The sequence below is a fragment of the Streptomyces sp. NBC_01077 genome (assembly GCF_045162855.1).
Classification (GTDB): Bacteria; Actinomycetota; Actinomycetes; order Streptomycetales; family Streptomycetaceae; genus Streptomyces.
In genome coordinates this window covers 6871145-6893276 of record NZ_CP108669.1, presented here as the reverse complement: position 1 = coordinate 6893276, position 22132 = coordinate 6871145, and the positions used below count along the sequence as shown (strand labels likewise).

Sequence of the window (22132 nt, the reverse complement as noted above, 5' to 3'; positions counted from 1 at the left end):
TCCGTGACGACAGCAAGCACCCCCGCCGACGTGGCGCGGGCCCAAGAGGCCCGCGCCACGGACGGCGCACCCCGCACAGGTTCCTCCCTCGGCTATCTCCGCCACGCGGCGGGCAAGCTGGGCGGCGCGCTCGTCTCGCTCCTCGCCGTCCTCGTCACCAGCTTCTTCCTGTTCCGGATCATCCCCGGTGACCCGGTGAAGGCGATGACGCACGGCGTGCCGACCTCCGCCGAGCAGCTCGCGACACTACGGCGCCAGTTCGGGCTCGATCTGCCGCTCTGGCAGCAGTTCACCGACTACTGCGCGAAGGCGCTGAGCGGCGACCTCGGCACCTCGTTCCAGTTCCGCGCCCCGGTCGGGGACCTGATCGCGGAGAAGCTGCCCGCGACCCTGCTGCTCACCGGCGTCGCCGTGGTGATCTACTCGGCGCTCGGGCTCTGGCTCGGCACCCGCTCGGCCTGGCGCCACGGCGGTCTCGGCGACAAGCTGAACACCGGGATCGCGCTGACCCTGTGGTCGGTGCCCTCCTTCTGGCTCGGCCTGCTGCTCATCATCGTGTTCTCGGTCGGCATGGGCCCGATCCCAGGACTCTTCCCGACCGGCGGCATGGAGTCGGGCACGGGCGAGACCGGCTTCGCGTACGTCCTCGACGTCGCCCACCACCTCGTCCTTCCGGTGGTCACGCTCGTGGCCGTCGGGTACGCGCAGACCCTGCTCGTGATGCGCTCCTCGCTCCTCGACGAGATGGGCGGCGACTATCTGACGACGGCGCGCGCGAAGGGGCTGCGCGACGACGACGTGCGGCGCCGGCACGCCGTGCCGAACGCGCTCCTGCCGACCGTGACCATGTTCTTCATCAACCTGGGCCATGTGGCGGCCGGGTCGATCCTGGTGGAGACGGTGTTCTCCTGGCCGGGGCTCGGCGGGCTGTTCTACCAGGCCCTGAGCGTGCCCGATCTGCCGCTCGTCCAGGGCCTGTTCGTGGTCTTCGCCGGAGCGATGATCCTGATGAACCTGATCGCCGACCTGCTGTATCCGCTGCTCGATCCCAGGGTGGGCCGATGACCTCGACCAAACCGGCGCCCTCGACCTCCACCGAGCCGGCGCCGTCGTCGGCGGCCTCCCTGCGATGGGAACGCCGCCGGAACACGGTGGCCCGCTTCTGGAGGGCGTACCGCACCCACCGCGCAGGCCTCTACGGCCTCGCCGGGCTCGCTCTCATCGCCCTGCTCGCGCTCACCGCCCCGCTGCTCGTCGGCGCCGACGTGCAGTCGGTGACGACGGCCCCGGGTACCGCCCTGGAGCCGCCGAGCACCGAATTCCCGTTGGGCACCGACCAGTTCGGGCGCTCGCTGCTCGGTCTGCTGATCTGGGGGGCGCGGATCTCGCTGCTCGTCGGGCTGCTCGCGGCGGCCCTCTCGGTGGCCATCGGCACCCTGGTGGGGATCATCGCCGGGCACTACGGCGGCTGGCTCTCGACGGTGGTCATGCGGATCACCGACTGGTTCCTGGTGATGCCGGCCCTGGTCCTCGCGATCGTGCTCGCCACCGTCATGTCCCGGTCGATGTGGACGGTGGTCCTGGCCATCGGGGTGACCTCCTGGCCGACCACCGCCCGCCTGGTGCGCGCCCAGACGATCGCCGTCGAGTCCCGCCCGTACATCGAGCGGGCGACCGCGCTCGGCGGCGGCCACGGGCACGTCATGAGCAAGCACGTACTGCCGAACGTGATGCCACTGGTGCTCGCGCAGACCACGCTCGGCATCTCGACCGCCATCCTCACCGAGGCGACCCTCGCCTTCCTCGGACTCGGCGATCCCACGGTGGTCTCCTGGGGCGGGATGCTCCAGGACGCGCGCGAGGCCGGCGCGGTCTCCTCCGGCCACTGGTGGTACCTGGCCCCGCCCGGCATCGCCATCGCCCTCGTCGCGCTGGCGTTCACCCTGTGCGGCCGGGCCGTCGAGTCCGTACTCAATCCGAAGCTGGGGGTGAGTCGATGAATGCACAGAGCCTCCTGGAGGTACGGGACCTGAGGGTCACGTACGGGTCGGGCGCGGCCGCCGTGCCCGCCGTACGCGGGGTCGACCTGACCCTGGAGCCGGGCAGCAAGCTGGGTGTGGCGGGCGAGTCCGGCTGCGGCAAGTCCACGCTCGCCCTCGCGCTGCTGCGCCTGCTGCCCGCCTCGGCACGGGTCGAGGGACAGATCCTGCTCGACGGCGACGACGTCCTCGCCATGAAGTGGGGCCGGCTCCGGGCCGTGCGGTGGGCGGGGGCGTCGATCGTCTTCCAGGGCGCGATGCACTCGCTCAACGCCGTGCACCGGATCGGGGACCAGATCGCCGAACCGCTGCTCGTGCACGGCCGGGCGACCCCGGCGGCGGCCCGCAAGAGGGCCGGTGAGCTGCTCGAACACGTCGGTCTGCCCGCCTCCCGCGCGGCCGCCTATCCGCACGAGCTGTCCGGCGGGCAGCGGCAGCGCGTGATGATCGCGATGGCGCTGGCCTGCGATCCGAGGCTGATCGTCGCGGACGAGCCGACGACCGCGCTCGACGTGATGATCCAGGCGCAGATCCTGCGGCTGATCGAGCGACTCGTCGCCGAGCAGTCCATCAGCCTCCTGATGATCAGCCACGACCTCGCGGTCCTCGCCGACACCTGCGACCGGCTCGCCGTGATGTACGCGGGCCGGGTCGTCGAGGAGGGGCCGGCGCGGGCGGTGTACGAGGCCGCGCAGCACCCCTACGGCCGTGCGCTGTCCTCGGCGTTCCCGCGCGTCGGGGACCTGGCGTCCCGGCGGGCGCCGCGCGGACTGCCGGGCGACCCGCCGGACCCGGCGGACCTGCCCGGCGGCTGCACCTTCCATCCGCGCTGCCCGGTGGCGGTGGACGCCTGTACGGAACTCGACCTGGAGCTACGGGACGCGGGCGCGGGACACCGGGCCGCCTGCGTCCATGTGGGGAGCGCGTCATGAGTACGGAGACGGCCGTGCGCACGGAGACGGCCGCGGGATCACTGCTGTCGGCGCGCGGGCTGCACGTCACCTTCCCCGGGCGGCGGGGCGCGCCGCCCGCACGGGCGGTCGACGGGGTGGACCTGGACATCGGCGCGGGCGAGATCGTGGCCCTCGTCGGGGAGTCGGGCTGCGGGAAGACGACCCTGGCCCGCTCGCTCCTCGGCCTGGTACGGCCCACCTCGGGGACGGTCGCCTTCGACGGGAGGCCGCTCGCGTACTCCTCCGGGGCCCTCAAGGCCTACCGGAAGCGGGCCCAGCTGGTCCTCCAGGACCCGAGCGGTTCACTGAACCCCCGGCACACCGTGTACGACGCGGTGGCGGAGGGGCTGCGGATCCACGGATACGCGGGCGACGAGCGCGCGGCGGTCGCCGGGGCCCTCGCACGGGCCGGGCTTCGCCCCCCGGAGCGCTTCTTCCTGCGCTATCCGCACGAACTGTCCGGCGGGCAGCGGCAGCGCGTGGTCATCGCCGGCGCGCTCGTCCTGGAGCCCGAACTCATCGTCGCCGACGAGCCGGTGGCCTCCCTCGACGCGTCCGTACGGGGCGAGATCCTGGCCCTGCTGCTGCGTCTGCGGGACGAACTCGGCCTCTCGGCCCTGGTGGTGACGCACGACCTGGGACTCGCATGGAACATCGCGGACCGGGTGGCGGTGATGTACCTGGGCCGGGTCGTCGAGACCGGAACGGTGGAGTCTGTTCTGACCCGTCCTCAACATCCGTACACACAGGCGTTGTTGTCGGTGCTTCCGGAGTCCGGGGGCGCTCCGGTGGTGCTGACCGGTGAGCCGCCGGACCCGTCCCGCATCCCGTCCGGCTGCCGCTTCCACGCCCGCTGCCAGGTCCTCGCCTCGGGCGAGGCGGCGGCGGTCGCGGACCGCTGCCGCGGCGAGAGCCTGCCGATCCTGGGCGGCGGGGAACAGGCCGTGGCCTGCCACTGGGCGGCGCGGGAGTCGGTGGTCCGAGGGGGCGGGTGATGCTGTCGACGCTGCTGCGCCGCTGTCCGGAGACTCCGGAGAGCGGCGCGGCGGCTCAGGCGGCCGGGGGGTTCTCCCGGTCGTACGCCTCCGTCAGCTCCCGGCAGCGCTTCACGTCGCCGGCCATCGCTTCGAGCAGGTCGTCCAGGGTGTCGAACTTGAGCATCCCGCGGACGTACTCCAGGAAGTCCACGGCCACGTGCAGCCCGTACAGATCGAGGCCCTCGCGGTCGATCGCGTACGCCTCGACGGTCCGTTCGGTGCCGTCGAACTGCGGGTTCGTGCCGACGGAGATGGCCGCCGGCATCCGCTCCCCGTCGGCCGTCAGCCAGCCGGCGTAGACGCCGTCGGCGGGGATGGCGGTGTGCGGGAGGGTCTCGACGTTGGCCGTCGGGAAGCCGAGCTCGCGGCCGCGCTGCGCGCCGCGGACCACGATGCCCTCGACGCGGTGCGGGCGGCCGAGGATCTCGCCGGCCCCGGCCATGTCGCCCTCGGCGACGAGCCGGCGGGTGAGGGTGGAGGAGAAGGGATCGCCGCCGCCCGCCGAGCCGCTGACGTACAGGTCGATGACCTCGACCTCGTAGTCGTAGGTGGCGCCGAGCTCGGACAGGAAGGCGACGTTTCCGGCGGCCCGGTGTCCGAAGCGGAAGTTGGGGCCCTCGATGACGGCCTTCGCGTGCAGCTTGTCGACGAGCACCTTGACGATGAAGTCGGCCGGGGACAGCTGGGAGAACTCGGACGTGAACGGCAGCACGAGCACCGCGTCCACACCGAGGCCGGCCATCAGCTCGGCACGCCGGTGGTGCGGGGCGAGCAGCGGCGGATGGCTGCCGGGCCGTACGACCTCGGAGGGGTGCGGGTCGAACGTGACGACGACCGAGGGGACGCCGAGCTCGCGGGCGCGGTCCACCGCCCGCCCGATGATCAGCTGGTGCCCGCGGTGCACACCGTCGTAGGAGCCGATGGTGACGACGCTGCGCCCCCAGTCCTGGGGGATGTCCTCCAAGCCACGCCAGCGCTGCACTGTGACCGCTCCTCGTCCGCCTGTTCGCCGATTACGCAGGTCTAAGACTGCCATGCCCACGCCCGTCGGTTCGCATCGGCATGGAAGTGCCGTGACTCCGTAGCGCCCGGAGGGTCTCCGGACCGAGCAGCGGCGCCCATTCGGCGGGGTCGGCGACCGTCCAGCGGGCGAGCAGCCCGGCGAAGGCGGGCCGGGCCCGGACGAGTCCCGCGAGGGCCGGGTCGAGCAGTCTCGCGCCTTCGGGGGTACGGGCCCACAGGGCGCCGGCCCGGTGCGTGAGCGCCCGGGTGCCCGGCTCGCTGCGCCGCTCGGCACCCTCCGCGGCGGCCGTCAGGAGGGCGTCCAGGACGGTGAACTCCCCCGTCTCGGCCTCGTACCGCTCGTGTTCCAGGAGTACGTCGAGGAGCTCGGCCCGCAGATGGCGGGAGGCGCCGGTGCCGGGGGCGGCGAGGACGGGGGCGAGGGCGCGGCGGACCTGCGCCGGACGGCCCCGGATCAGGCCCGAGACGAGCGGGAAGAGGACGGCCCTGGCGGCGGGTCCGTCCTCGAACCGCCGGTCGACGAAGACGGCCACGTGCCCGGCGCCCTCGGGGTGCCGGGCGATGTACGCGCGGACGAGGGAGGTCACCCGGCGGGCGAGCGCGGGCGTGTCGACCTCGGCGAGCGCCCGCAGGGCGGCGGCCGGAACCTCGCCCGTGCCGTGCAGCCGGGCCCCGAAGGCGGCGAGGACCGGCCCGGGGTCGGCCGCCAGGGCCTCGGCGAGGGCGCTCGCGGGCACCCGGGGCTCGGCCAGGGCGCGGGGCAGGTGGCGGGCGCGGGTGTGCGGGTCGCGGATCAGCAGGCCGAGGGCGGCACCGTGGAGGGCCTGGTCGCCGGGGCGGGCGAGCAGGGCGAGGGCGGCGTAGCGGAGGAGTTCCCGGTCGGCGGAGCCGGTGGCGTGTCCGGCGACCAGCTGCCCGTACGTGGCGGCGGCGACGCGCCGCTCCGGGCGCCCGTCGTCGTGGGCCCAGCGGTCGACGGCCCGGCAGAGGGCGGAGGGCTCGTCCTCGGCGAGGGCGGCGAGGAGGCCGTCGGCGAGCGGGTGGGCGGTGGCGACGAGGGCCTCGCACAGATCGTCGACGGCGAGCGCCCGATGGGTGTGCAGGAGGGCCTGGGCGGCGGTGGCGACGCTCGCGTGCGGGGCTGCGGGGAGGGCGCGGTCGTCGCCGAACCATCGGCAGAGCAGCGGCTGCACACCCCGGGGATCGGCGGCGAGCATCCCGGCGACGGCGGCGAGGGACGGCTCGTCGCCGTCGCCGTCGCCGGGGGCCTCGCCGGGCGGCGGGTCGGCGGGGACGAGCCGCCGCAGCAGGTCGATCCGCTCGTCCTCCCCGAGCGGAAGCCCCAGCCAGAACTCGGGCCCGAACGCGGCGAACACGGCGTGCCGCTCGGCGCGTGCCCCGATCCGGTCGGCGAGCAGCCGCAGGACGGGCAGGTACGGCCGGGGGTCCGGCAGCCGCCGCACGCTCTCCCCGAACAGCCGGGCGGCCCACCAGGGCCCGTCGCCGCAGGTGCCGCCCTCCTCGTCGGCGTAGCCGCCGAGGGCCTCGGCGAGCGCCGCGAGACGCGGCGCGAGGGCGGCCGGGCCGCGTTCCCGGTGGAGCAGCAGGAGCGCCTGGAGCACCGGGCCGATGCGGTGGCGCGGGACGGGCGGGGGTGCTTCGTCGGGGGTCCGCTGCCGGGGGATGCCGGACGGCGCGTCGGGGCCGGCGGGTGCGGCGGGTGCGGCGGGGCCGACGGGTGCGGCGGGTGCGGCGGGGCCGACGGGTGCGGCAGCGCCTTCAGGAGGGGCGAGTGAGCCGAAGGGGCCGGCCGGAAGGGAACCGAGCGCCGGAGCGAGGAGCGCCTGCAGGGCCCCGTCCAGGTCCAGGTGGGCCGCCTGCACCCAGTCCGCCAGCTCCTCGTGGGCGAAGCGGTAGCCGGAACCCGCCGGGACCAGCAGCCCTTCGGTGAGGACCGCCGGGGCCCAGCCCTCCCGCCAGGGGAAGAGCTCCTCGAAGGAGGCCCGGTCGAGGACGCCGTGCCCCGGGCCGAGGCAGCGGCGGGCCGCCTCGTGGACCTGGCCGGTCACGCGCGCGGCGAGGCGGCGTACGGCGGTCCCCCGGGGCAGCGGCCGGGAGCCCGCGGCGATCCGGACGGCGATCCGCAGGCACATCAGGTCCAGATACGCGGTGAAGATCTCCTCGCGTCCCGGCCTCCCGGGGACGTCGGCCGGCAGTGCGGCCCGTACCTCGGCGAGCAGGCGCAGGGCCAGCGGGTGGCGGGCGTCGGCGTCGGCGAGGTCCCTCTCCCCGAGCCCGTACCCCTGGCGTACGGCCTGTGCCTCCGTCGCGGAGTACGGCCCGAGGACGAGGGCGGCGGGCAGTCCGGCGGGCACACCGTCCCCCGGGCCCGTCGCCGGCCGGTGCAGCGTGCCGGGGCGGTAGAGGGCGCCGGCCCGTTCCCAGTGCTCGGGTCGGCAGGCGGTGACGAGGTGGACGTGGTGGGCGCGGAGCCAGTCCTCGGTGGCCGTCGTCCAGTCGGCGAGCCGGTGGGCGAGGAGCGGTGGCATCTCCTCGGGGCCGTCGAGGACGACGAGGAGCGGGCGGCCCGCCTCGTGGGCGAGGGCGGCGGCCCGTTCGGGGGTGGCGGTGGTGGTGTCGCCGAGCGCCCCGGAGGCCGCGACGATCCGGCCGGCCTGCTGGAGCGCGCGGCCGACGGCGTCGGCGAGCGACGGGTCCTCGGCGCGCAGGTCGGCGCCGCGCAGCCGGACGGTGGGGGCGGGTGCGACGCCCCTGGCGCGGCGGGCGCAGAGGGCGGCGAGGGCGGTGGTACGGCCGGTGCCGGGGGCGCCGACGAGGGCGAGGACCGGCGCCTCGCCCGCCGCGAACCGGGCGAACTCGCGGACGCACTCGGGTCGTTCGACGGGCTCGGGCCAGGGGTCGGGTTCCCGTACGGGTTCGGTGGAGGTGGCGGTGAGTTCCAGGATTCCGGCGAGGTTGAGGTCGGGTCCGTAGGCGGGGACGGTGGCCGCGTTGCGCCGGAAGAGGGCGGTGAGGGGGCCTTCGGGCCGCAGTTGCACCGCGTATCCGGCGGCTTGGCGGTCGCCGTGCAGGGCGGTGCCGAGGACGGCGAGGACGGTGCCGGTGGCGGTGTCGAGGACGGGGCCGCCGGCGGCCTGTCCGCCGAGGCGGAGGGCCTCGGCGCCCTCGGTGCCGATGGCGAGTTCGAGGGCGTCGGCGAGGGCGTGGAAGCGGTCGGTGGCGGTGTACGTGACGGCGGCGGGGCCGAGCACGCGCGCCTCGCGCCAGCCGTGGGCGGCGATCCGTACGTACGTGCCGGGTTCGATCTCGGTTCGCGTCGCCAGCGGCAGCGGCCGTACGCCGAGGCCTTCGGTCCGTACGAGTGCGAGGCCGCTCTCCGGCAGCGGGGTGACGGCCTCCGCCTCGGCGAGCCAGGTCCGGTCGCCGGGGGCGTGCAGGACGACACGGCTGAGCCCGTCGACGGCTTCGTGACTGGTGACGACCGTTCCGTGGTGGTCGGCGAGGAATCCGGTGCCGCGCGGCCGGCCCGCCAGATCGCAGATCCGCACCAGCGTCGCCAGGTCCCCGCGTCCCATGGAGTCGACGGTAGGTCGCCGGTGATCACGCGGAGAACCAGGAAGGGAAACGCGCCCCCTGGCACTCCCCCGTTCACTCCGAGCGCCTCCCTGATCGGGTGATTCTTCGGCGTTCCGCCGGACAGGCTCTCACAGGGGGGAAACAAGTGGGGCGGGCACGCGCGCGTGCCCGCCCCACTGTCAGTCGTGAACCGTCCGGATCAGGCGAAGACGGCCAAGCTCTTGGCCTTGCCCCGCTGGTCCTCCACGAGGGCGAGCAGCGTCCCCTCGGGACCGAAGACCGCGACCGGACCCGCCGGGTACTCCGGCATCTCCAGGCGGACGCCGTTGAGCAGCAGCTTGGCCCGCTTCTCGTCGACGTCCCACCGGGGGAACGCCGCCGAGGCCGCGTCGGCGACCGGCATGACCGTGAGGTCCTCCTGGAGCTGGTCGAGCGTCTTCGCCGAGTCCAGCTTGTACGGGCCGACCCGGGTACGACGCAGCGCGGTCAGGTGCCCGCCCACGCCGAGGCCGGCACCGAGGTCCCGGGCGAGCGCCCGGATGTACGTACCGGAGGAGCAGACGACGGAGACGACCAGGTCGACGACGGGGGTGCCGTCCTCTGCGGTCGCCTCACGGACGTCGTACACCTGGAAGGAGGAGACGGTGACCGGGCGGGCCGGGATCTCGAACTCCTCGCCGCCGCGCACGCGCGCGTACGACCGCTTGCCGTCGATCTTGATCGCGGAGACCTTCGACGGCACCTGCATGATGGCGCCGGTCAGCTCGGCGACGCCCGCGTCGATGCCCTCACGGGTCACCTTGGAGGCGTCGACGGAGGCCGTGATCTCGCCCTCGGCGTCGTCGGTGATCGTCGTCTGGCCCAGGCGGATGGTGCCCAGGTACTCCTTCTCGGTCAGCGCGAGGTGACCGAGGAGCTTGGTCGCCCGCTCCACGCCGAGGACGAGGACGCCCGTGGCCATGGGGTCGAGCGTGCCGGCGTGGCCGACCCGGCGGGTCTTCGCGATCCCCCGCATCTTGGCCACGACGTCGTGCGAGGTGAAGCCCGACGGCTTGTCGACGATGACAAGGCCGTCGGGCGTCTTTGCTGCGTTGCTCATTCGGCGGCTTCGTCCTCGCCCGGCTTCTTGTAAGGGTCGGCCTCGCCGGCGAAGGTGGCGCCCGAGGACGCCTCCCGCACCTGCTCGTCCGAGGCACGCGCCCGGTTGAGGAGGTCCTCGATGGTCTTGGCGTTCTCCGGGAGGGCGTCGGCCACGAAGGCCAGCGTCGGGGTGAACTTGGTCCCGGCCGCGCGGCCCACGGCCGAACGGAGGATGCCCTTGGCGCTCTCCAGGCCGGCGGCGGCGCTCGCCCGGTCCTCGTCGTCGCCGTAGACCGTGTAGAAGACCGTGGCCTCCCGCAGGTCGCCGGTGACGCGGGTGTCCGTGATGGTCACGTGCGTGCCCAGGCGGGGGTCCTTGATGCCGCGCTGCAGCTTCTCGGCGACCACCTCCCGGATGAGGTCTGCCAGCTTCTTCGCCCGCGCGTTGTCGGCCACTGGTCCTTCTCCTTCTTTGCCTTGCTCAACATCAGTCTTCATCAGTGTGGAGCCTGCGGCGCACCGACAGCAGCTCCACCTCGGGACGAGCGGCGACGAGCCGCTCGCACCGGTCCAGTACGTCGCTGAGGTGTCCCGAGTCCCCCGACACCATCGCGACCCCGATCTCGACCCGCCGATGGAGGTTCTGGCCGCTGACCTCCGCCACGCTCACCGCGAATTTCCGCTGGAGCTCGGCGACGATCGGCTTGACGACGGAGCGTTTCTCCTTCAACGAACGAACGTCGCCGAGGAGCAGATCGAAGGACAGTGTCCCCACGTACATGTATGTCCGGATGTCCCGCCGGTTCGGGTTCGGTGTGCCCGCCGACCACTCGGCGGGAACACCCGAAACCGTACACGCAACGGCCGGGGCCGATCGACGGAATACTTTCCGCCGACCGGCCCCGGCTCACTGCTGCGATCGGACGCGATCAGGCGCGCGGCTTCTCGCGCATCTCGTACGTCGCGATGACGTCGTCGATCTTGATGTCGTTGAAGTTTCCGAGGTTGATACCGCCCTCGAAGCCTTCGCGGATCTCGGTGACGTCGTCCTTGAAGCGGCGCAGACCGTGGATCGTGAGGTCCTCGGCGATGACCTTGCCGTCGCGGACGAGGCGCGCCTTGGTGTTGCGCTTGACCTCGCCGGAGCGGATGAGGACACCCGCGATGTTGCCCAGCTTGGACGAGCGGAAGACCTCGCGGATCTCCGCCGTACCGAGCTCGACCTCTTCGTACTCCGGCTTGAGGAGGCCCTTGAGCGCCGCCTCGATCTCCTCGATCGCCTGGTAGATGACCGAGTAGTACCGGACGTCGACGCCCTCGCGCTCCGCCATCTGCGCGGCACGGCCGGCCGCACGGACGTTGTAGCCGATGACGATGGCGTCGGAGCCCATGGCCAGGTCGATGTCCGACTCGGTGACCGCACCCACACCGCGGTGCAGGACACGGATGTCGACCTCTTCGCCGACGTCGAGCTGGAGCAGCGAAGCCTCGAGGGCCTCGACCGCACCGGACGCGTCGCCCTTGATGATGAGGTTGAGTTCCTGGACGAGACCGGCCTTGAGCACCTTGTCGAGGTCCTCGAGGGACACCCGGCGGACGCGCTTGGCGAAGGCGGCGTTGCGCTCACGCGCAGCGCGCTTCTCGGCGATCTGACGGGCCGTACGGTCCTCGTCGACAACCAGGAGGTTGTCGCCGGCACCCGGGACGTTGGTGAGACCCAGGACCAGGACGGGAGTCGACGGGGTCGCCTCCTCGACGTTGTTGCCCTTGTCGTCGAGCATCGCCCGGACACGGCCGTACGCGTCGCCGACCACCACGGTGTCGCCGATGCGCAGCGTTCCGCGCTGGACCAGGACGGTCGAGACGGCACCGCGACCGCGGTCGAGGTGGGACTCGATCGCAATACCCTGCGCGTCCTGGTTCGGGTTGGCCCGCAGGTCGAGCGAGGCGTCGGCGGTGAGGACGACGGCCTCCAGCAGGGAGTCGATGTGCAGACCCTGCTTGGCGGAGATGTCGACGAACATCGTGTCGCCGCCGTACTCCTCGGCCACCAGACCGAACTCGGTCAGCTGACCGCGGACCTTGGTCGGGTCCGCACCCTCGACGTCGATCTTGTTGACCGCGACGACGATCGGGACGCCGGCGGCCTTGGCGTGGTTGAGCGCCTCGATCGTCTGCGGCATGACGCCGTCGTTGGCCGCGACCACGAGGATCGCGATGTCGGTCGACTTCGCACCACGGGCACGCATGGCGGTGAACGCCTCGTGACCCGGGGTGTCGATGAAGGTGATGCGACGCTCTTCGCCGTTGACCTCGGTACCCACCTGGTAGGCACCGATGTGCTGGGTGATGCCACCGGCCTCGCCCGCGACGACGTTCGTCTTGCGGATCGCGTCGAGGAGTCGGGTCTTACCGTGGTCGACGTGACCCATGACGGTGACGACCGGCGGACGGGAGACCAGAGCCTCTTCGCCGCCCTCGTCCTCGCCGAACTCGATGTCGAAGGACTCGAGGAGCTCGCGGTCCTCCTCCTCCGGCGAGACGATCTGAACGGTGTAGTTCATCTCGTCGCCGAGCATCGACAGCGTGTCGTCGGAGACGGACTGCGTGGCCGTGACCATCTCACCGAGGTTCATCATCACCGCGACGAGCGACGCCGGGTTGGCGCCGATCTTCTCGGCGAAGTCGGTGAGGGAGGCACCGCGCGACAGGCGAATGGTCTCGCCGTGGCCGCGAGGCAGCATCACGCCGCCCACGGACGGGGCCTGCATGGCCTCGTACTCCTGGCGCCTCTGACGCTTCGACTTGCGACCGCGACGCGCGGGACCGCCGGGACGACCGAAGGCGCCCTGCGTGCCACCACGGCCACCGGGACCGCCGGGACGGCCACCGAAGCCACCGGGACGACCGCCGAAGCCGCCGCCACCGCCGCCGGGACCACCCGGACGACCGCCGCCGCCGCCACCGGGACCACCGGGACGACCGGCGAAGCCGCCGCCGCCACCGCCGGGACCGGCCGGACGACCGGCGAAGCCGGGACGACCGCCGCCGCCACCGCCGGGACCACCCGGACGGCCGCCGGGGCCACCGGGACCACGGCCACCGCCGCCAGGACCGGGACGCGGGCCGGCAGCGGGACGCTGCGGCATCATGCCCGGGTTCGGACGGTTACCGCCGGGCGCGCCGCCCGGACGGGGAGCCTGCGGACGAGGCATGCCACCGGGGGTGGGACGCGCGCCGCCCTGACCCTGCGGACGCGGAGCGCCGCCGGGGCCACCCTGCGGACGCGGGGCGCCCGGAGCGGCACCGGGGCCACCGGGACGGGGAGCACCGCCACCGGGACGGGGCGTCTGCGGACGCGCCATGCCGGTGGAGCCACCCGAGGTGAACGGGTTGTTGCCCGGACGCGGACCGGCCGGACGGGCACCGCCCGGACGGGGAGCGCCCTGGCCCTGCGGACGCGGGGCACCCTGGCCCTGCGGACGCGGTGCGCCCTGACCCGGACGGGCGGGACGCTCGGGGCGCTCGCCGGTCGGACGGGGACCACGCTCGGCGCCACCGGGGCGCTGAGTGGCGGCGGGAGCCGCCGGGGGCGCGGTGAACTCGGGGGCGGCCGGAGCCGGGGTGACCGGCTTGGGCGCGGGCTTCGGGCCCGGGCGGGGGCCCGAGGCGGCCGGAGCCGGAGAGGGGGTGCTGCTCGCGGCGGGCTCGGCCGGAGTGACCGGAGCCGGCGCCGCAGGCGCGGCGGGGGCCGGCTTGGGAGCCGGGGCGCCGGGCTTGGGGGCAGCGGGACGTGCCGCGGCGGCCGGAGACGGCGCCGCGGGCTTGGAGGGGGCGGCCTTGCGAGGCGCGCCGGGCTTGGCAGCGGTCTTGCCGGCGTTGCCGCCGGGACCCTGCAAAGCGTCAGTCAACTTGCGCACGACCGGCGCCTCGATAGTCGAGGACGCCGAACGGACGAATTCACCGAGTTCTTGGAGCTTGGCCATGACGACCTTGCTCTCCACACCGAACTCCTTGGCGAGTTCGTATACCCGGACCTTAGCCACTTCGCTCCTTTGAGGTCCGGGTTACCGCCGGACCGTCGCTACTTCATGGGCGTACTCATCGCGTACTCATCGAGTGCTCATCGCAATCTCGACCTACTTCCAACTCGCGAGGTACCTGACCGCACGGTGTTCCGTGCCGTACTTCTTCACTGCGGTGCCGGCCGTTCGACGTGGTGACGTAGTTCCGCTGTTTCGAGCGGGCCCTGGACCTTGAAGGCCCTCGGCAACGCTCGGCGGCGGACCGCCAGGTCGAGACAAGCCACGGCGGGGTGCAGGTACGCACCCCGGCCGGGCAGCGTACCGCGATGATCAGGAACGCACTCGTCCTCGTTCACCACGATCCGCAGCAGATCGCTCTTGGCCGCTCGCTCCCGGCATCCCACACAGGTTCGCTCAGGGCACGCGCGGGCATGCGTCCGGCCAGACACGATTAAGTCTACCTCCCCGTACCGACCTCACCTGTTTGGGGCAAGAATCGAACAGTTGTTGGCCAAAAACGGTCTCAGTCCTCCGGACCGTCCAGCTCCGTGTCGGGCCGGATGTCGATCCGCCAGCCGGTGAGGCGCGCGGCCAGGCGGGCGTTCTGGCCCTCCTTGCCGATCGCCAGCGACAGCTGGTAGTCCGGCACCGTCACCCGTGCGGAGCGGGCCATCATGTCGACGACCTCGACCCTGGACACCCGCGCCGGGGAGAGCGCGTTCGCCACCATCTCGGCCGGGTCGTCCGACCAGTCGACGATGTCGATCTTCTCGCCGAGCAGCTCCGCCATCACGTTGCGGACGCGGCTGCCCATCGGGCCGATGCAGGCGCCCTTGGGGTTCAGGCCCGAACGGGTGGAGCGGACGGCGATCTTGGTGCGGTGACCGGCCTCACGGGCGATGGCCGCGATCTCGACCGAGCCGTCGGCGATCTCCGGCACCTCGAGGGCGAACAGCTTCTTCACCAGATTGGGGTGGGTACGCGAAAGGGTGACGGACGGACCGCGGACACCCTTCGCCACCCGGACGACGTACGTCCGCAGCCGCAGACCGTGCGTGTAGTCCTCGCCCGGCACCTGCTCCTGCACCGGAAGGATGGCCTCCAGCTTGTCGTCGAGCCGGACGAGGACGTTCTTGGGGTCCTTGCCCTGCTGCACGACACCGGCGACGACATCGCCCTCGCGGCGCGCGTACTCGCCGAACGTCACGTCGTTCTCGGCGTCCCGCAGACGCTGCTGGATCACCTGGCGGGCGGTGCTCGCCGCGATCCGGCCGAAGTCCGACGGGGTGTCGTCGAAGTCCTTGGGCTCCTGGCCCTCCTCCAGATCGGAGGGGTCTTCCTTCGCCCACACCGTCACGTGACCGGTGAGCCGGTCCAGCTCCACACGCGCGTGGCGGCGGGCGTCGGGGGTGCGGTGGTAGGCGATGAGGAGGGCCGACTCGATCGCCTCGACCAGCAGGTCGAAGGAGATCTCCTTCTCATTCGCCAAGCCCTTGAGCAGCTTCACGTCGATGTCCACGGCTACGCCTCCTCTTCCTTCTTGTCCTTGCGGCTGAACTCGATCTCGACACGCGCCTTGACGACGTCGGCGAACTCGACCCGGCGGGCGGTGGGCTTGCGCCCCTTCACGCCCGGCACTTCGAGGTCGAGGCCGGCCTCGTCCACGGCCAGGATCCGCGCGACCAGTTCTTCGGCTTCGGGGAGCTGCAGCTTGACCAGGCGGCCGGTGGCCCGCACGTAGTGGCGGTGCTGGGTCAGGGGGCGGTCGGCGCCGGGGGAGCTCACTTCGAGGACGTACTCGCCCTCACCCATCGCGTCGGTCTCGTCGAGCTTCTCGGAGATCGCGCGGCTCAGCTCGGCACAGACGTCGAGCTCCACGCCCTCGTCCGAATCGACGACGATCCGCAGCAGTCCGCGGCGGCCGGCCCGGGACACCTCGATCTCTTCCAGATCCAGGTCCTTGGCGTGGACGAGCGGCTCCACGAGTCCGCGCAGCCTGTCGCTCTGGGTGGTGCTCATCCGGGTGACTCCTCGGCCGCGTGTGCTGTTGTGGTGCGTCGCGTGTTTCGTCGCGTGTCAGACCAAAGGGTATCCGGTCCGGGAGGGTGTTGCCGTCCATCGCCCCGGGGCCCGCGGGTACGCTCGCCTGCGGTGATCCCGACGATCTTCGACCATGTATCACAGCCGAGGGAGAGAGCGTGACGACGACGGGCAGGCGCGCACTCCTGACGGCCGGGGTCTCGGCCGCCGCCGCGGCGGCACTGTCGGGCTGCACCTCCGAGGACCCCGTTCCCCGGAAGCCCAGCGCCGCCGAAGTGCGGGCCGAACGGGTGGCGCGCGCCGAGGCCGCGCTGCGGTCGCGCTCCGTGACCGCCTCCAGGACCCTGCTGGAACGTTACGACGCGGCGCTCGCCGCCCACCCCGCCCTCGCGCCCCGGCTGAGCCCGCTGCGGCGCTCGGTGGCGGCCCACGCGAAGGCGCTCGGCGAGGGCGGTACGACGGTGCGGCCCGCGACGGCCTCCCCGACCGCGTCCGCGACCCCCATCCCCGTGAAGCCCACGGCGTCCCCCGCGCCCGTGGCGGCCGACCCCCGGGCGGCGCTGAGGGAGCTCGCGGCGGCCGAACGCACGGCCTCCGACGCGCACACCGCCGCCCTGGTCACCGCCCCGCCCGAGTACGCCCGGCTGCTGGCCTCCGTGGCCGCCGCCGGCGCCGCGCACGCCTATCTGCTGACCGAAGGAGCACGGTCATGAGCGCCCTCGACGCGACCCAGGCCGCGCTGGCCGCCGAGCACGCGGCCGTGTACGGGTACGGGGTCGTCGGCGGCCGGATCGGTACCGAACGACGGGCCGAGGCCACCGCCGCGTACGAGGCCCACCGGGCACGCCGGGACACGCTGCGCCGGAGCGTGCGGGACCTCGGCGGCACGCCGGTGGCGGCGGAGGCCGCGTACGAGCTGCCGTTCCGCGTCGCGGACCCGGCCGGCGCCGTACGGCTCGCGGCCGTCCTGGAGGACCGGGTGGCCGGGGTCTACTCCGACCTCGTCCGCGCCTCGGAGGGCCCGCGGCGGCGCGAGGCGGCCGCCGCGCTGAGGGAGGCGGCGGTACGCGCCGTCCGCTGGCGCGGCAGCGACGTAACCTTTCCTGGGCTCGCCGAGCGGGTGTGAGCCCCGCCCCGACCGAAGGAACAACGTACGCATGGGTTTCGAACCGCCGCAGCGACTGGTCAGGACGCTCGGCGAGACGTACGGGGACGCCGCGGCGGCCGAGTGGCTCGGGAAACTGCCCGAGCTCGCCGGTCAGGTGCTCGACCAGGCCTCCCTGGACACCGAACGGGTGATGGCACCCGGCGGACGGAGCAGCCTGGTCGTGCTCGTCCGGCGGCCCGACGCCTCCCCCGCCGCACTCAAGATCGCACCCCCGTTCGCCCGGCCGGACCTGGAGCGGGACGCGCTCGCGCACTGGAACGGCTGGGGCGCGGTCCAGCTCCTCGACGAGGCCGGAGAGGGCGCGCTCGTCCTCGAACGGCTGCACCCCGAGGTCTCCCTGCGCTCGCTGCCGGAGGCGAAGGCGCTCCTGGAGGCGGCGGGGACCGTACGCAAGCTGTGGGTCGAGCCGGCGGCGGAGCACGGCTTCGAGACGGTGGCGGAGCGGACCGGACGGCAGGCCGCCGCGATGGACCGCCACCGCGCCGACGCGGCGGCCGGCGAGCTGACGGCGGCGGCGCTGGCGGCGCGCGAGGAGCTGGTGGCCGGCCCCTCGGAGTCGCTGCTGCTGCACGGGAACTTCCGGCAGGGCAAGGTGCTCGGCGGGGACCGGGCGCCCTGGCTGGCCGTCGGCCCCGAGCCGCTGGTCGGCGAACGGGCGTACGACCTCGCCCGGCTCGTACGGGACCGGGTCGAGGACCTGGTGGCCGCGTCCTCGGGCGCCTCGGCGGCCCGGCGGCGGGTCAACAAGCTGGCGGACTCCCTGGACCTGGACCGGGAGCGGCTGCGCGGCTGGACGCTGTTCCGCGCGGTCGAATCGGGCACGCGGGCGCTGACGGCGGGGCGGCGGCAGGATGCCGAGCTGCTCCTGGAGTTCGCGAGCTGGCTGTAGGGGAATACCCTTTTTGTACCGTTCGGCTCGACTCCAGGGGGCCGTGATGATCGAAGAGCTACTGGTGGCGGTGGCCGGCGCGGCCGCGGCGGCCGCGGTGTACGCGGGCGCGGCGGCGCGGGTCGTGAAGCAGTACGAGCGAGGAGTCGTCTTCCGCTTCGGTCGGCTGCGCGACGACGTGCGGGCGCCCGGCTTCACGATGATCGTTCCGGGCGTGGACCGCCTGCACAAGGTGAACATGCAGATCGTCACGATGCCCGTGCCCGCGCAGGAGGGCATCACCCGGGACAACGTGACGGTACGGGTCGACGCGGTCGTCTACTTCAAGGTCGTCGACGCGGCGGACGCGCTGATACGCGTGGAGGACTACAAGTTCGCCGTCTCGCAGATGGCCCAGACCTCGCTGCGGTCGATCATCGGCAAGAGCGATCTGGACGACCTGCTGTCCAACCGGGAGAAGCTCAACCAGGGCCTTGAACTGATGCTCGACAGCCCGGCGATGGGCTGGGGCGTCGCGATCGACCGCGTCGAGATCAAGGACGTCTCCCTGCCCGAGACGATGAAGCGCTCGATGGCCCGGCAGGCGGAGGCCGACCGGGAACGCCGGGCGCGGGTGATCAACGCGGACGCGGAGCTCCAGGCCTCGAAGAAGCTGGCGGAGGCGGCTGCGGTCATGTCCGACCAGCCGGCGGCGCTGCAGCTGCGGCTGCTGCAGACGGTGGTGGCGGTGGCGGCGGAGAAGAACTCGACGCTGGTGCTGCCGTTCCCGGTGGAACTGCTGAGGTTCCTGGAGCGGTCGACGGTGGGGCCTGCGGCCGCCGTGAGCGGGACGCCCGCCGTGGCGCCGGCTCCGTCGACGTCGCCGGTCAGTGACGCGTATCTGAAGGGCGCGGCCCATGCGGCCGAGGGGGTGGAGCCGGTGGGGGACCTGACGGGGGCGTCGGTGGAACCGGCACCGACGGAGGAGGGTGCCTGAGCGTCCCACGACGTGAGGGAGGGGCGGGGGCCTCGGGCCCCCGCCCCTCCCTCACGCTTCCCGCCGTCAGGCGGTCAGGCGGGCGATCGCCTCGTCCACCGTCAGTTCCTCGCGGTCGCCCGTCCGGCGGTCCTTCAGCTCCACGACGCCCTCCGCCGAGCGGCGGCCCGCGACCAGGATCTTCGGGACGCCCATCAGCTCCGCGTCGGTGAACTTGACGCCCGGGGAGACGCCCGCGCGGTCGTCGACCATGACGCGGAGGCCGGCGGCGGCCAGCTTGTCGGAGACCTCCAGGGCCAGCTCCGTCTGGAGGGCCTTGCCGGCGGCGACGACGTGGACGTCGGCCGGGGCGACCTCGGCCGGCCAGCACAGGCCCTTCTCGTCGGCCGACTGCTCGGCCAGCGCGGCGACGGCGCGCGAGACGCCGATGCCGTACGAGCCCATGGTCACGCGGACCGGCTTGCCGTTCTGGCCGAGGACGTCGAGCTTGAGGGCGTCGGCGTACTTGCGGCCCAGCTGGAAGATGTGGCCGATCTCGATGGCGCGGTCCAGCTTCAGGCCGGTGCCACACTTCGGGCAGGGGTCGCCCTCCTTCACGACGACGACGTCGACGTACTCCTCGACCTCGAAGTCACGGCCGGCGACGACGTTCTTCGCGTGCATGCCGGCCTTGTTCGCGCCGGTGATCCACGCGGTGCCCGGGGCCACCCGGGGGTCGGCGATGTACGTGACCTTCCCCAGGCCCTGCGGGCCGACGTAGCCGCGTACGAGGTCCGCACGCTCGGCGAAGTCGGCCTCGGTGACCATCTCGACCGTCGCCGGCGCGAAGTGCTCCTCGACCTTGCCCATGTCGACCTCGCGGTCGCCGGGGACGCCCACGGCGACGATCTCGCCGTCGACCTTCACCAGGAGGTTCTTCAGCGTGGCGGAGGCCGGGACGCCGAGGGAGGCGGCGAGGGTCTCGATCGTCGGGGTGTCCGGGGTGGGGATCTCCTCGGCGGCCGGGACGGCGGAGCCGTCGACCGGCTTGAGCTCGTACGAGATCGCCTCGGTGTTGGCCGCGAAGTCGCAGTTCGGGCAGTCGGCGAAGGTGTCCTCGCCGGCCTCGGCCGGGGCGAGGAACTCCTCGGACTTCGAGCCGCCCATCGCGCCGGCGGTGGCGGCGACGATGCGGTAGTCGAGGCCGAGGCGCTCGAAGACCCGCTGGTAGGCCTGGCGGTGCAGCGCGTAGGACTGGGCGAGGCCCTCGTCCTCCGTGTCGAAGGAGTACGAGTCCTTCATCAGGAACTCGCGGCCGCGCAGGATGCCGGCGCGGGGGCGGGCCTCGTCGCGGAACTTCGTCTGGATCTGGTAGAGGATGACCGGCAGGTCCTTGTAGGACGAGCACTGGTCCTTGACGAGGAGGGTGAAGATCTCCTCGTGCGTCGGGCCGAGGAGGTAGTCGCCGCCCTTGCGGTCCTGGAGACGGAAGAGCTCGGCGCCGTACTCGTCCCAGCGGCCCGTCGCCTCGTACGGCTCACGCGGCAGCAGCGCGGGGAGGGAGACCTCCTGCGCGCCGATCGCGTCCATCTCCTCGCGGACGATGCGCTCGACGTTGGCGAGGACCTTCTTGCCGAGGGGCAGCCAGCTCCAGATGCCGGCGGCGGTGCGGCGCACGTAACCGGCGCGGACGAGGAGCTTGTGGCTGAGGACCTCGGCGTCGGCCGGGTCGTCGCGCAGCGTCTTCGCCATCAACTGGGACATGCGCTGGACCGGTGCGTTGGCCATGGTTCTCGTACTCCTGCCGGGTAAGGATGGTGCCCCGAGATTAGCCGGGCCGCCCCGAGTCGGAGAAATCAGTTCCGGCGCTTGAGCGGCAGGGGCGCGCCCATCACCGCGTACGGGCGGACGGCGCTCGGGAAGTGCACCTGCCGGGCGAGGTCTTCGTAGCCGAGGGCACGGTAGAGGCCGCGGGCCGGGCTCTCGGTGTCGATCGCGGAGAGGATCGAGCGCGGCTCGGCGGCCTCGTCGGTGATGGTGGTGATCAGCTCGCGGCCCACGCCGCGCCCCTGGTGGGCCGGGTGGACGTGGAGTTCGGTGATCACGAAGGAGTCGTCGAGCCAGTCGGCGGTGCCGGTGGCGCGCAGGTACGTCTCGACGACGGTGGACCACCAGTGGCCGCGGTCGTTGGGCATCCCGTACACGAATCCGACGAGCTTCCCCTCGGGGGTGGTGGCCCCGTAGGCCCGGGCGCCGGGGCTCAGCAGGTGGCGCAGCACGATGTGGCGGCGTACGGCGATCTCCTCGTCGTCCAGGCCGAAGGCGAGCGCCTGCACGGCGAGTGCCTCGTCCACCCGGGCGGCGAGATTGACCGGCCCGATCATGACTTCTGCGTCATCCATGCGGCGCACCCTACAAGCGGCCGGGGCCTCAGAACAGCACGCTCATGAAGGCGCCGGTCTCCTGGAAGCCGACGCGGCGGTACGAGGCCCTCGCGGGGGTGTTGTAGTCGTTCACGTACAGGCTGACGACGGGTGCGATGTCCGCCAGGGCGTACTGGAGGACGGCGGCCATGCCCGACTCGGAGAAGCCCTTGCCGCGGTGCTCGGGGGCGACCCAGACGCCCTGGATCTGGCAGGCCTGGCGGGTGGCGGCGCCGATCTCGGCCTTGAAGACGACCCGGCCGTCCTCGATACGGGCGAAGGAGCGGCCGGCGCCGACGAGCTCGGCGACCCGGGCCTGGTAGAGCAGTCCGCCGTCGTTGGCGAGCGGGGAGATGCCGACCTCCTCGGTGAACATGGCCACGCAGGCGGGCATGATCACGTCCATCTCGTCCTTGCGGACGCGGCGCACCAGCGGGTCGGGCGCGACGGTGACGGAGGGCTCCTCGGCGACCATCAGCGGCTGGCGGGCGCGGATGTCCCTCGCCGGGCCCCAGCTGGGCTCCAGGAGCCGCCACAGTTCGGTGGTGGGCTCGGCGGGGCCGACGATCGAGGAGCAGCGGCGGCCGGTCCTGCGGGCCCGGTCGGCGAAGGCGCGGACGGCCTCGGGGGTCGCGCAGAGGGGCACGAGGTTGGCGCCGGAGTAGCAGAGGGAACGCAGCCGGCCCTCGCTGTACCAGCCCCACATCTCGCCGCCGAGCCGCCAGGGGTCGAGCCCGGCGACCTGGACGCGGGCGGTCACGAAGGCGTTCTCGACGGGGGCGCTCTCCAGGACGGCGAGTGCGGCACCGAGGTCGGCGGGTTCGAGGACCCGGGTGGCGGGTTGTGTCAGCACGAATGGGGCCTCACCGTACGGTTCCAGGTGGTCTCCGCACTTTACCCCTG

General features: G+C 73.0%; 20 protein-coding genes. 8 read left to right on the top strand and 12 right to left on the bottom strand.

The genetic code is table 11. The features are described 5' to 3' along the window. The first annotated feature begins 3 nt into the window (after nucleotides 1-3). From OG462_RS31335 to OG462_RS31320, 4 genes are read left to right on the top strand one after another with little or no spacing between them, the layout of a single operon-like run. The gene (locus OG462_RS31335) at nucleotides 4-1065 is read left to right on the top strand and encodes an ABC transporter permease (protein ID WP_406062729.1); all 1062 of its coding nucleotides are present in this window, start codon (nucleotides 4-6) and stop codon (nucleotides 1063-1065) included. Further along, on the top strand, nucleotides 1062-2000 hold the full coding sequence (locus tag OG462_RS31330) for an ABC transporter permease (protein ID WP_406062727.1): 939 nt from the start codon (nucleotides 1062-1064) through the stop codon (nucleotides 1998-2000). Before OG462_RS31335 ends, OG462_RS31330 begins: the two co-directional genes overlap by 4 nt. Next, a complete protein-coding gene (locus tag OG462_RS31325; RefSeq protein ID WP_406062725.1) occupies nucleotides 1997-2971 on the top strand; it encodes an ABC transporter ATP-binding protein in 975 nt (324 codons plus the stop codon). Before OG462_RS31330 ends, OG462_RS31325 begins: the two co-directional genes overlap by 4 nt. After that, entirely contained in the window at nucleotides 2968-3987 is a 1020-nt protein-coding gene (locus tag OG462_RS31320) for an ABC transporter ATP-binding protein (RefSeq protein WP_406062723.1), read from the top strand. Before OG462_RS31325 ends, OG462_RS31320 begins: the two co-directional genes overlap by 4 nt. Nucleotides 3988-4042: 55 nt before the next feature. Here the strand turns inward: OG462_RS31320 and OG462_RS31315 are convergent, their stop codons facing one another. The 9 genes from OG462_RS31315 to rimP all read right to left on the bottom strand — a co-directional run bounded on the left by OG462_RS31315 (nucleotide 4043) and on the right by rimP (nucleotide 15773). Next, complete coding sequence (locus tag OG462_RS31315) at nucleotides 4043-5011, bottom strand: bifunctional riboflavin kinase/FAD synthetase (RefSeq protein WP_406062721.1); 969 nt, start codon at nucleotides 5009-5011, stop codon at nucleotides 4043-4045. Nucleotides 5012-5042: 31 nt separating this feature from the next. Further along, the gene (locus tag OG462_RS31310) at nucleotides 5043-8648 is read right to left on the bottom strand and encodes a trypsin-like peptidase domain-containing protein (RefSeq protein ID WP_406062719.1); all 3606 of its coding nucleotides are present in this window, start codon (nucleotides 8646-8648) and stop codon (nucleotides 5043-5045) included. Between the two features lie 200 nt (nucleotides 8649-8848). Further along, nucleotides 8849-9748 carry a tRNA pseudouridine(55) synthase TruB gene (gene truB, locus OG462_RS31305; RefSeq protein ID WP_406062717.1) on the bottom strand — a complete coding sequence of 300 codons (900 nt, stop codon included), beginning with the start codon at nucleotides 9746-9748 and terminating at the stop codon, nucleotides 8849-8851. Then, nucleotides 9745-10185 carry a 30S ribosome-binding factor RbfA gene (gene rbfA / locus OG462_RS31300; RefSeq protein WP_406062715.1) on the bottom strand — a complete coding sequence of 147 codons (441 nt, stop codon included), beginning with the start codon at nucleotides 10183-10185 and terminating at the stop codon, nucleotides 9745-9747. Before rbfA ends, truB begins: the two co-directional genes overlap by 4 nt. 31 nt (nucleotides 10186-10216) lie before the next feature. After that, nucleotides 10217-10510, bottom strand: a complete 294-nt coding sequence (locus tag OG462_RS31295; RefSeq protein ID WP_406062713.1) for a DUF503 domain-containing protein — start codon at nucleotides 10508-10510, stop codon at nucleotides 10217-10219. 148 nt (nucleotides 10511-10658) lie between these two features. Beyond that, nucleotides 10659-13775, bottom strand: a complete 3117-nt coding sequence (gene infB / locus OG462_RS31290; RefSeq protein WP_406062711.1) for a translation initiation factor IF-2 — start codon at nucleotides 13773-13775, stop codon at nucleotides 10659-10661. Nucleotides 13776-13921: 146 nt separating this feature from the next. Continuing rightward, the gene (locus tag OG462_RS31285; protein ID WP_406062709.1) at nucleotides 13922-14203 is read right to left on the bottom strand and encodes a YlxR family protein; all 282 of its coding nucleotides are present in this window, start codon (nucleotides 14201-14203) and stop codon (nucleotides 13922-13924) included. Nucleotides 14204-14277: 74 nt separating this feature from the next. Continuing rightward, nucleotides 14278-15273 carry a transcription termination factor NusA gene (gene nusA, locus OG462_RS31280; protein ID WP_406062707.1) on the bottom strand — a complete coding sequence of 332 codons (996 nt, stop codon included), beginning with the start codon at nucleotides 15271-15273 and terminating at the stop codon, nucleotides 14278-14280. Nucleotides 15274-15275: 2 nt separating this feature from the next. After that, nucleotides 15276-15773 carry a ribosome maturation factor RimP gene (rimP, locus tag OG462_RS31275; RefSeq protein ID WP_406062705.1) on the bottom strand — a complete coding sequence of 166 codons (498 nt, stop codon included), beginning with the start codon at nucleotides 15771-15773 and terminating at the stop codon, nucleotides 15276-15278. Nucleotides 15774-15952: 179 nt separating this feature from the next. On the opposite strand from rimP, the gene OG462_RS31270 reads away from it, so the two are divergent. From OG462_RS31270 to OG462_RS31255, 4 genes are read left to right on the top strand one after another with little or no spacing between them, the layout of a single operon-like run. Then, nucleotides 15953-16507 carry a hypothetical protein gene (locus tag OG462_RS31270; RefSeq protein WP_406062703.1) on the top strand — a complete coding sequence of 185 codons (555 nt, stop codon included), beginning with the start codon at nucleotides 15953-15955 and terminating at the stop codon, nucleotides 16505-16507. Further along, the gene (locus OG462_RS31265; protein WP_406062701.1) at nucleotides 16504-16920 is read left to right on the top strand and encodes a ferritin-like domain-containing protein; all 417 of its coding nucleotides are present in this window, start codon (nucleotides 16504-16506) and stop codon (nucleotides 16918-16920) included. The genes OG462_RS31270 and OG462_RS31265 overlap by 4 nt, the downstream gene beginning before the upstream one ends. A gap of 31 nt (nucleotides 16921-16951) precedes the next feature. After that, the gene (locus OG462_RS31260; protein ID WP_406062700.1) at nucleotides 16952-17851 is read left to right on the top strand and encodes an aminoglycoside phosphotransferase family protein; all 900 of its coding nucleotides are present in this window, start codon (nucleotides 16952-16954) and stop codon (nucleotides 17849-17851) included. Between the two features lie 46 nt (nucleotides 17852-17897). Beyond that, nucleotides 17898-18827, top strand: coding sequence for a slipin family protein (locus OG462_RS31255; RefSeq protein WP_406062698.1), 930 nt, complete (start codon nucleotides 17898-17900; stop codon nucleotides 18825-18827). A 66-nt stretch (nucleotides 18828-18893) separates the two neighbouring features. Here the strand turns inward: OG462_RS31255 and OG462_RS31250 are convergent, their stop codons facing one another. The 3 genes from OG462_RS31250 to OG462_RS31240 all read right to left on the bottom strand — a co-directional run bounded on the left by OG462_RS31250 (nucleotide 18894) and on the right by OG462_RS31240 (nucleotide 22082). Continuing rightward, nucleotides 18894-20594, bottom strand: a complete 1701-nt coding sequence (locus OG462_RS31250) for a proline--tRNA ligase (protein WP_406062696.1) — start codon at nucleotides 20592-20594, stop codon at nucleotides 18894-18896. Between the two features lie 68 nt (nucleotides 20595-20662). Continuing rightward, nucleotides 20663-21208, bottom strand: a complete 546-nt coding sequence (locus tag OG462_RS31245) for a GNAT family N-acetyltransferase (protein ID WP_406062695.1) — start codon at nucleotides 21206-21208, stop codon at nucleotides 20663-20665. A gap of 28 nt (nucleotides 21209-21236) precedes the next feature. Then, the gene (locus tag OG462_RS31240) at nucleotides 21237-22082 is read right to left on the bottom strand and encodes a GNAT family N-acetyltransferase (protein ID WP_406062694.1); all 846 of its coding nucleotides are present in this window, start codon (nucleotides 22080-22082) and stop codon (nucleotides 21237-21239) included. Between the last annotated feature and the right edge of the window lie 50 nt (nucleotides 22083-22132).

Coding starts and splice junctions, on each gene's coding strand:
- OG462_RS31330 (WP_406062727.1), top strand. CDS start 1,062: ATGACCTCGACCAAACCGGCGCCCTCGACCTCCACCGAGCCGGCGCCG.
- OG462_RS31325 (WP_406062725.1), top strand. CDS start 1,997: ATGAATGCACAGAGCCTCCTGGAGGTACGGGACCTGAGGGTCACGTAC.
- OG462_RS31320 (WP_406062723.1), top strand. CDS start 2,968: ATGAGTACGGAGACGGCCGTGCGCACGGAGACGGCCGCGGGATCACTG.
- OG462_RS31310 (WP_406062719.1), bottom strand. CDS start 8,648: ATGGGACGCGGGGACCTGGCGACGCTGGTGCGGATCTGCGATCTGGCG.
- truB (WP_406062717.1), bottom strand. CDS start 9,748: ATGAGCAACGCAGCAAAGACGCCCGACGGCCTTGTCATCGTCGACAAG.
- OG462_RS31295 (WP_406062713.1), bottom strand. CDS start 10,510: ATGTACGTGGGGACACTGTCCTTCGATCTGCTCCTCGGCGACGTTCGT.
- rimP (WP_406062705.1), bottom strand. CDS start 15,773: ATGAGCACCACCCAGAGCGACAGGCTGCGCGGACTCGTGGAGCCGCTC.
- OG462_RS31265 (WP_406062701.1), top strand. CDS start 16,504: ATGAGCGCCCTCGACGCGACCCAGGCCGCGCTGGCCGCCGAGCACGCG.
- OG462_RS31260 (WP_406062700.1), top strand. CDS start 16,952: ATGGGTTTCGAACCGCCGCAGCGACTGGTCAGGACGCTCGGCGAGACG.
- OG462_RS31255 (WP_406062698.1), top strand. CDS start 17,898: ATGATCGAAGAGCTACTGGTGGCGGTGGCCGGCGCGGCCGCGGCGGCC.
- OG462_RS31250 (WP_406062696.1), bottom strand. CDS start 20,594: ATGGCCAACGCACCGGTCCAGCGCATGTCCCAGTTGATGGCGAAGACG.
- OG462_RS31245 (WP_406062695.1), bottom strand. CDS start 21,208: ATGGATGACGCAGAAGTCATGATCGGGCCGGTCAATCTCGCCGCCCGG.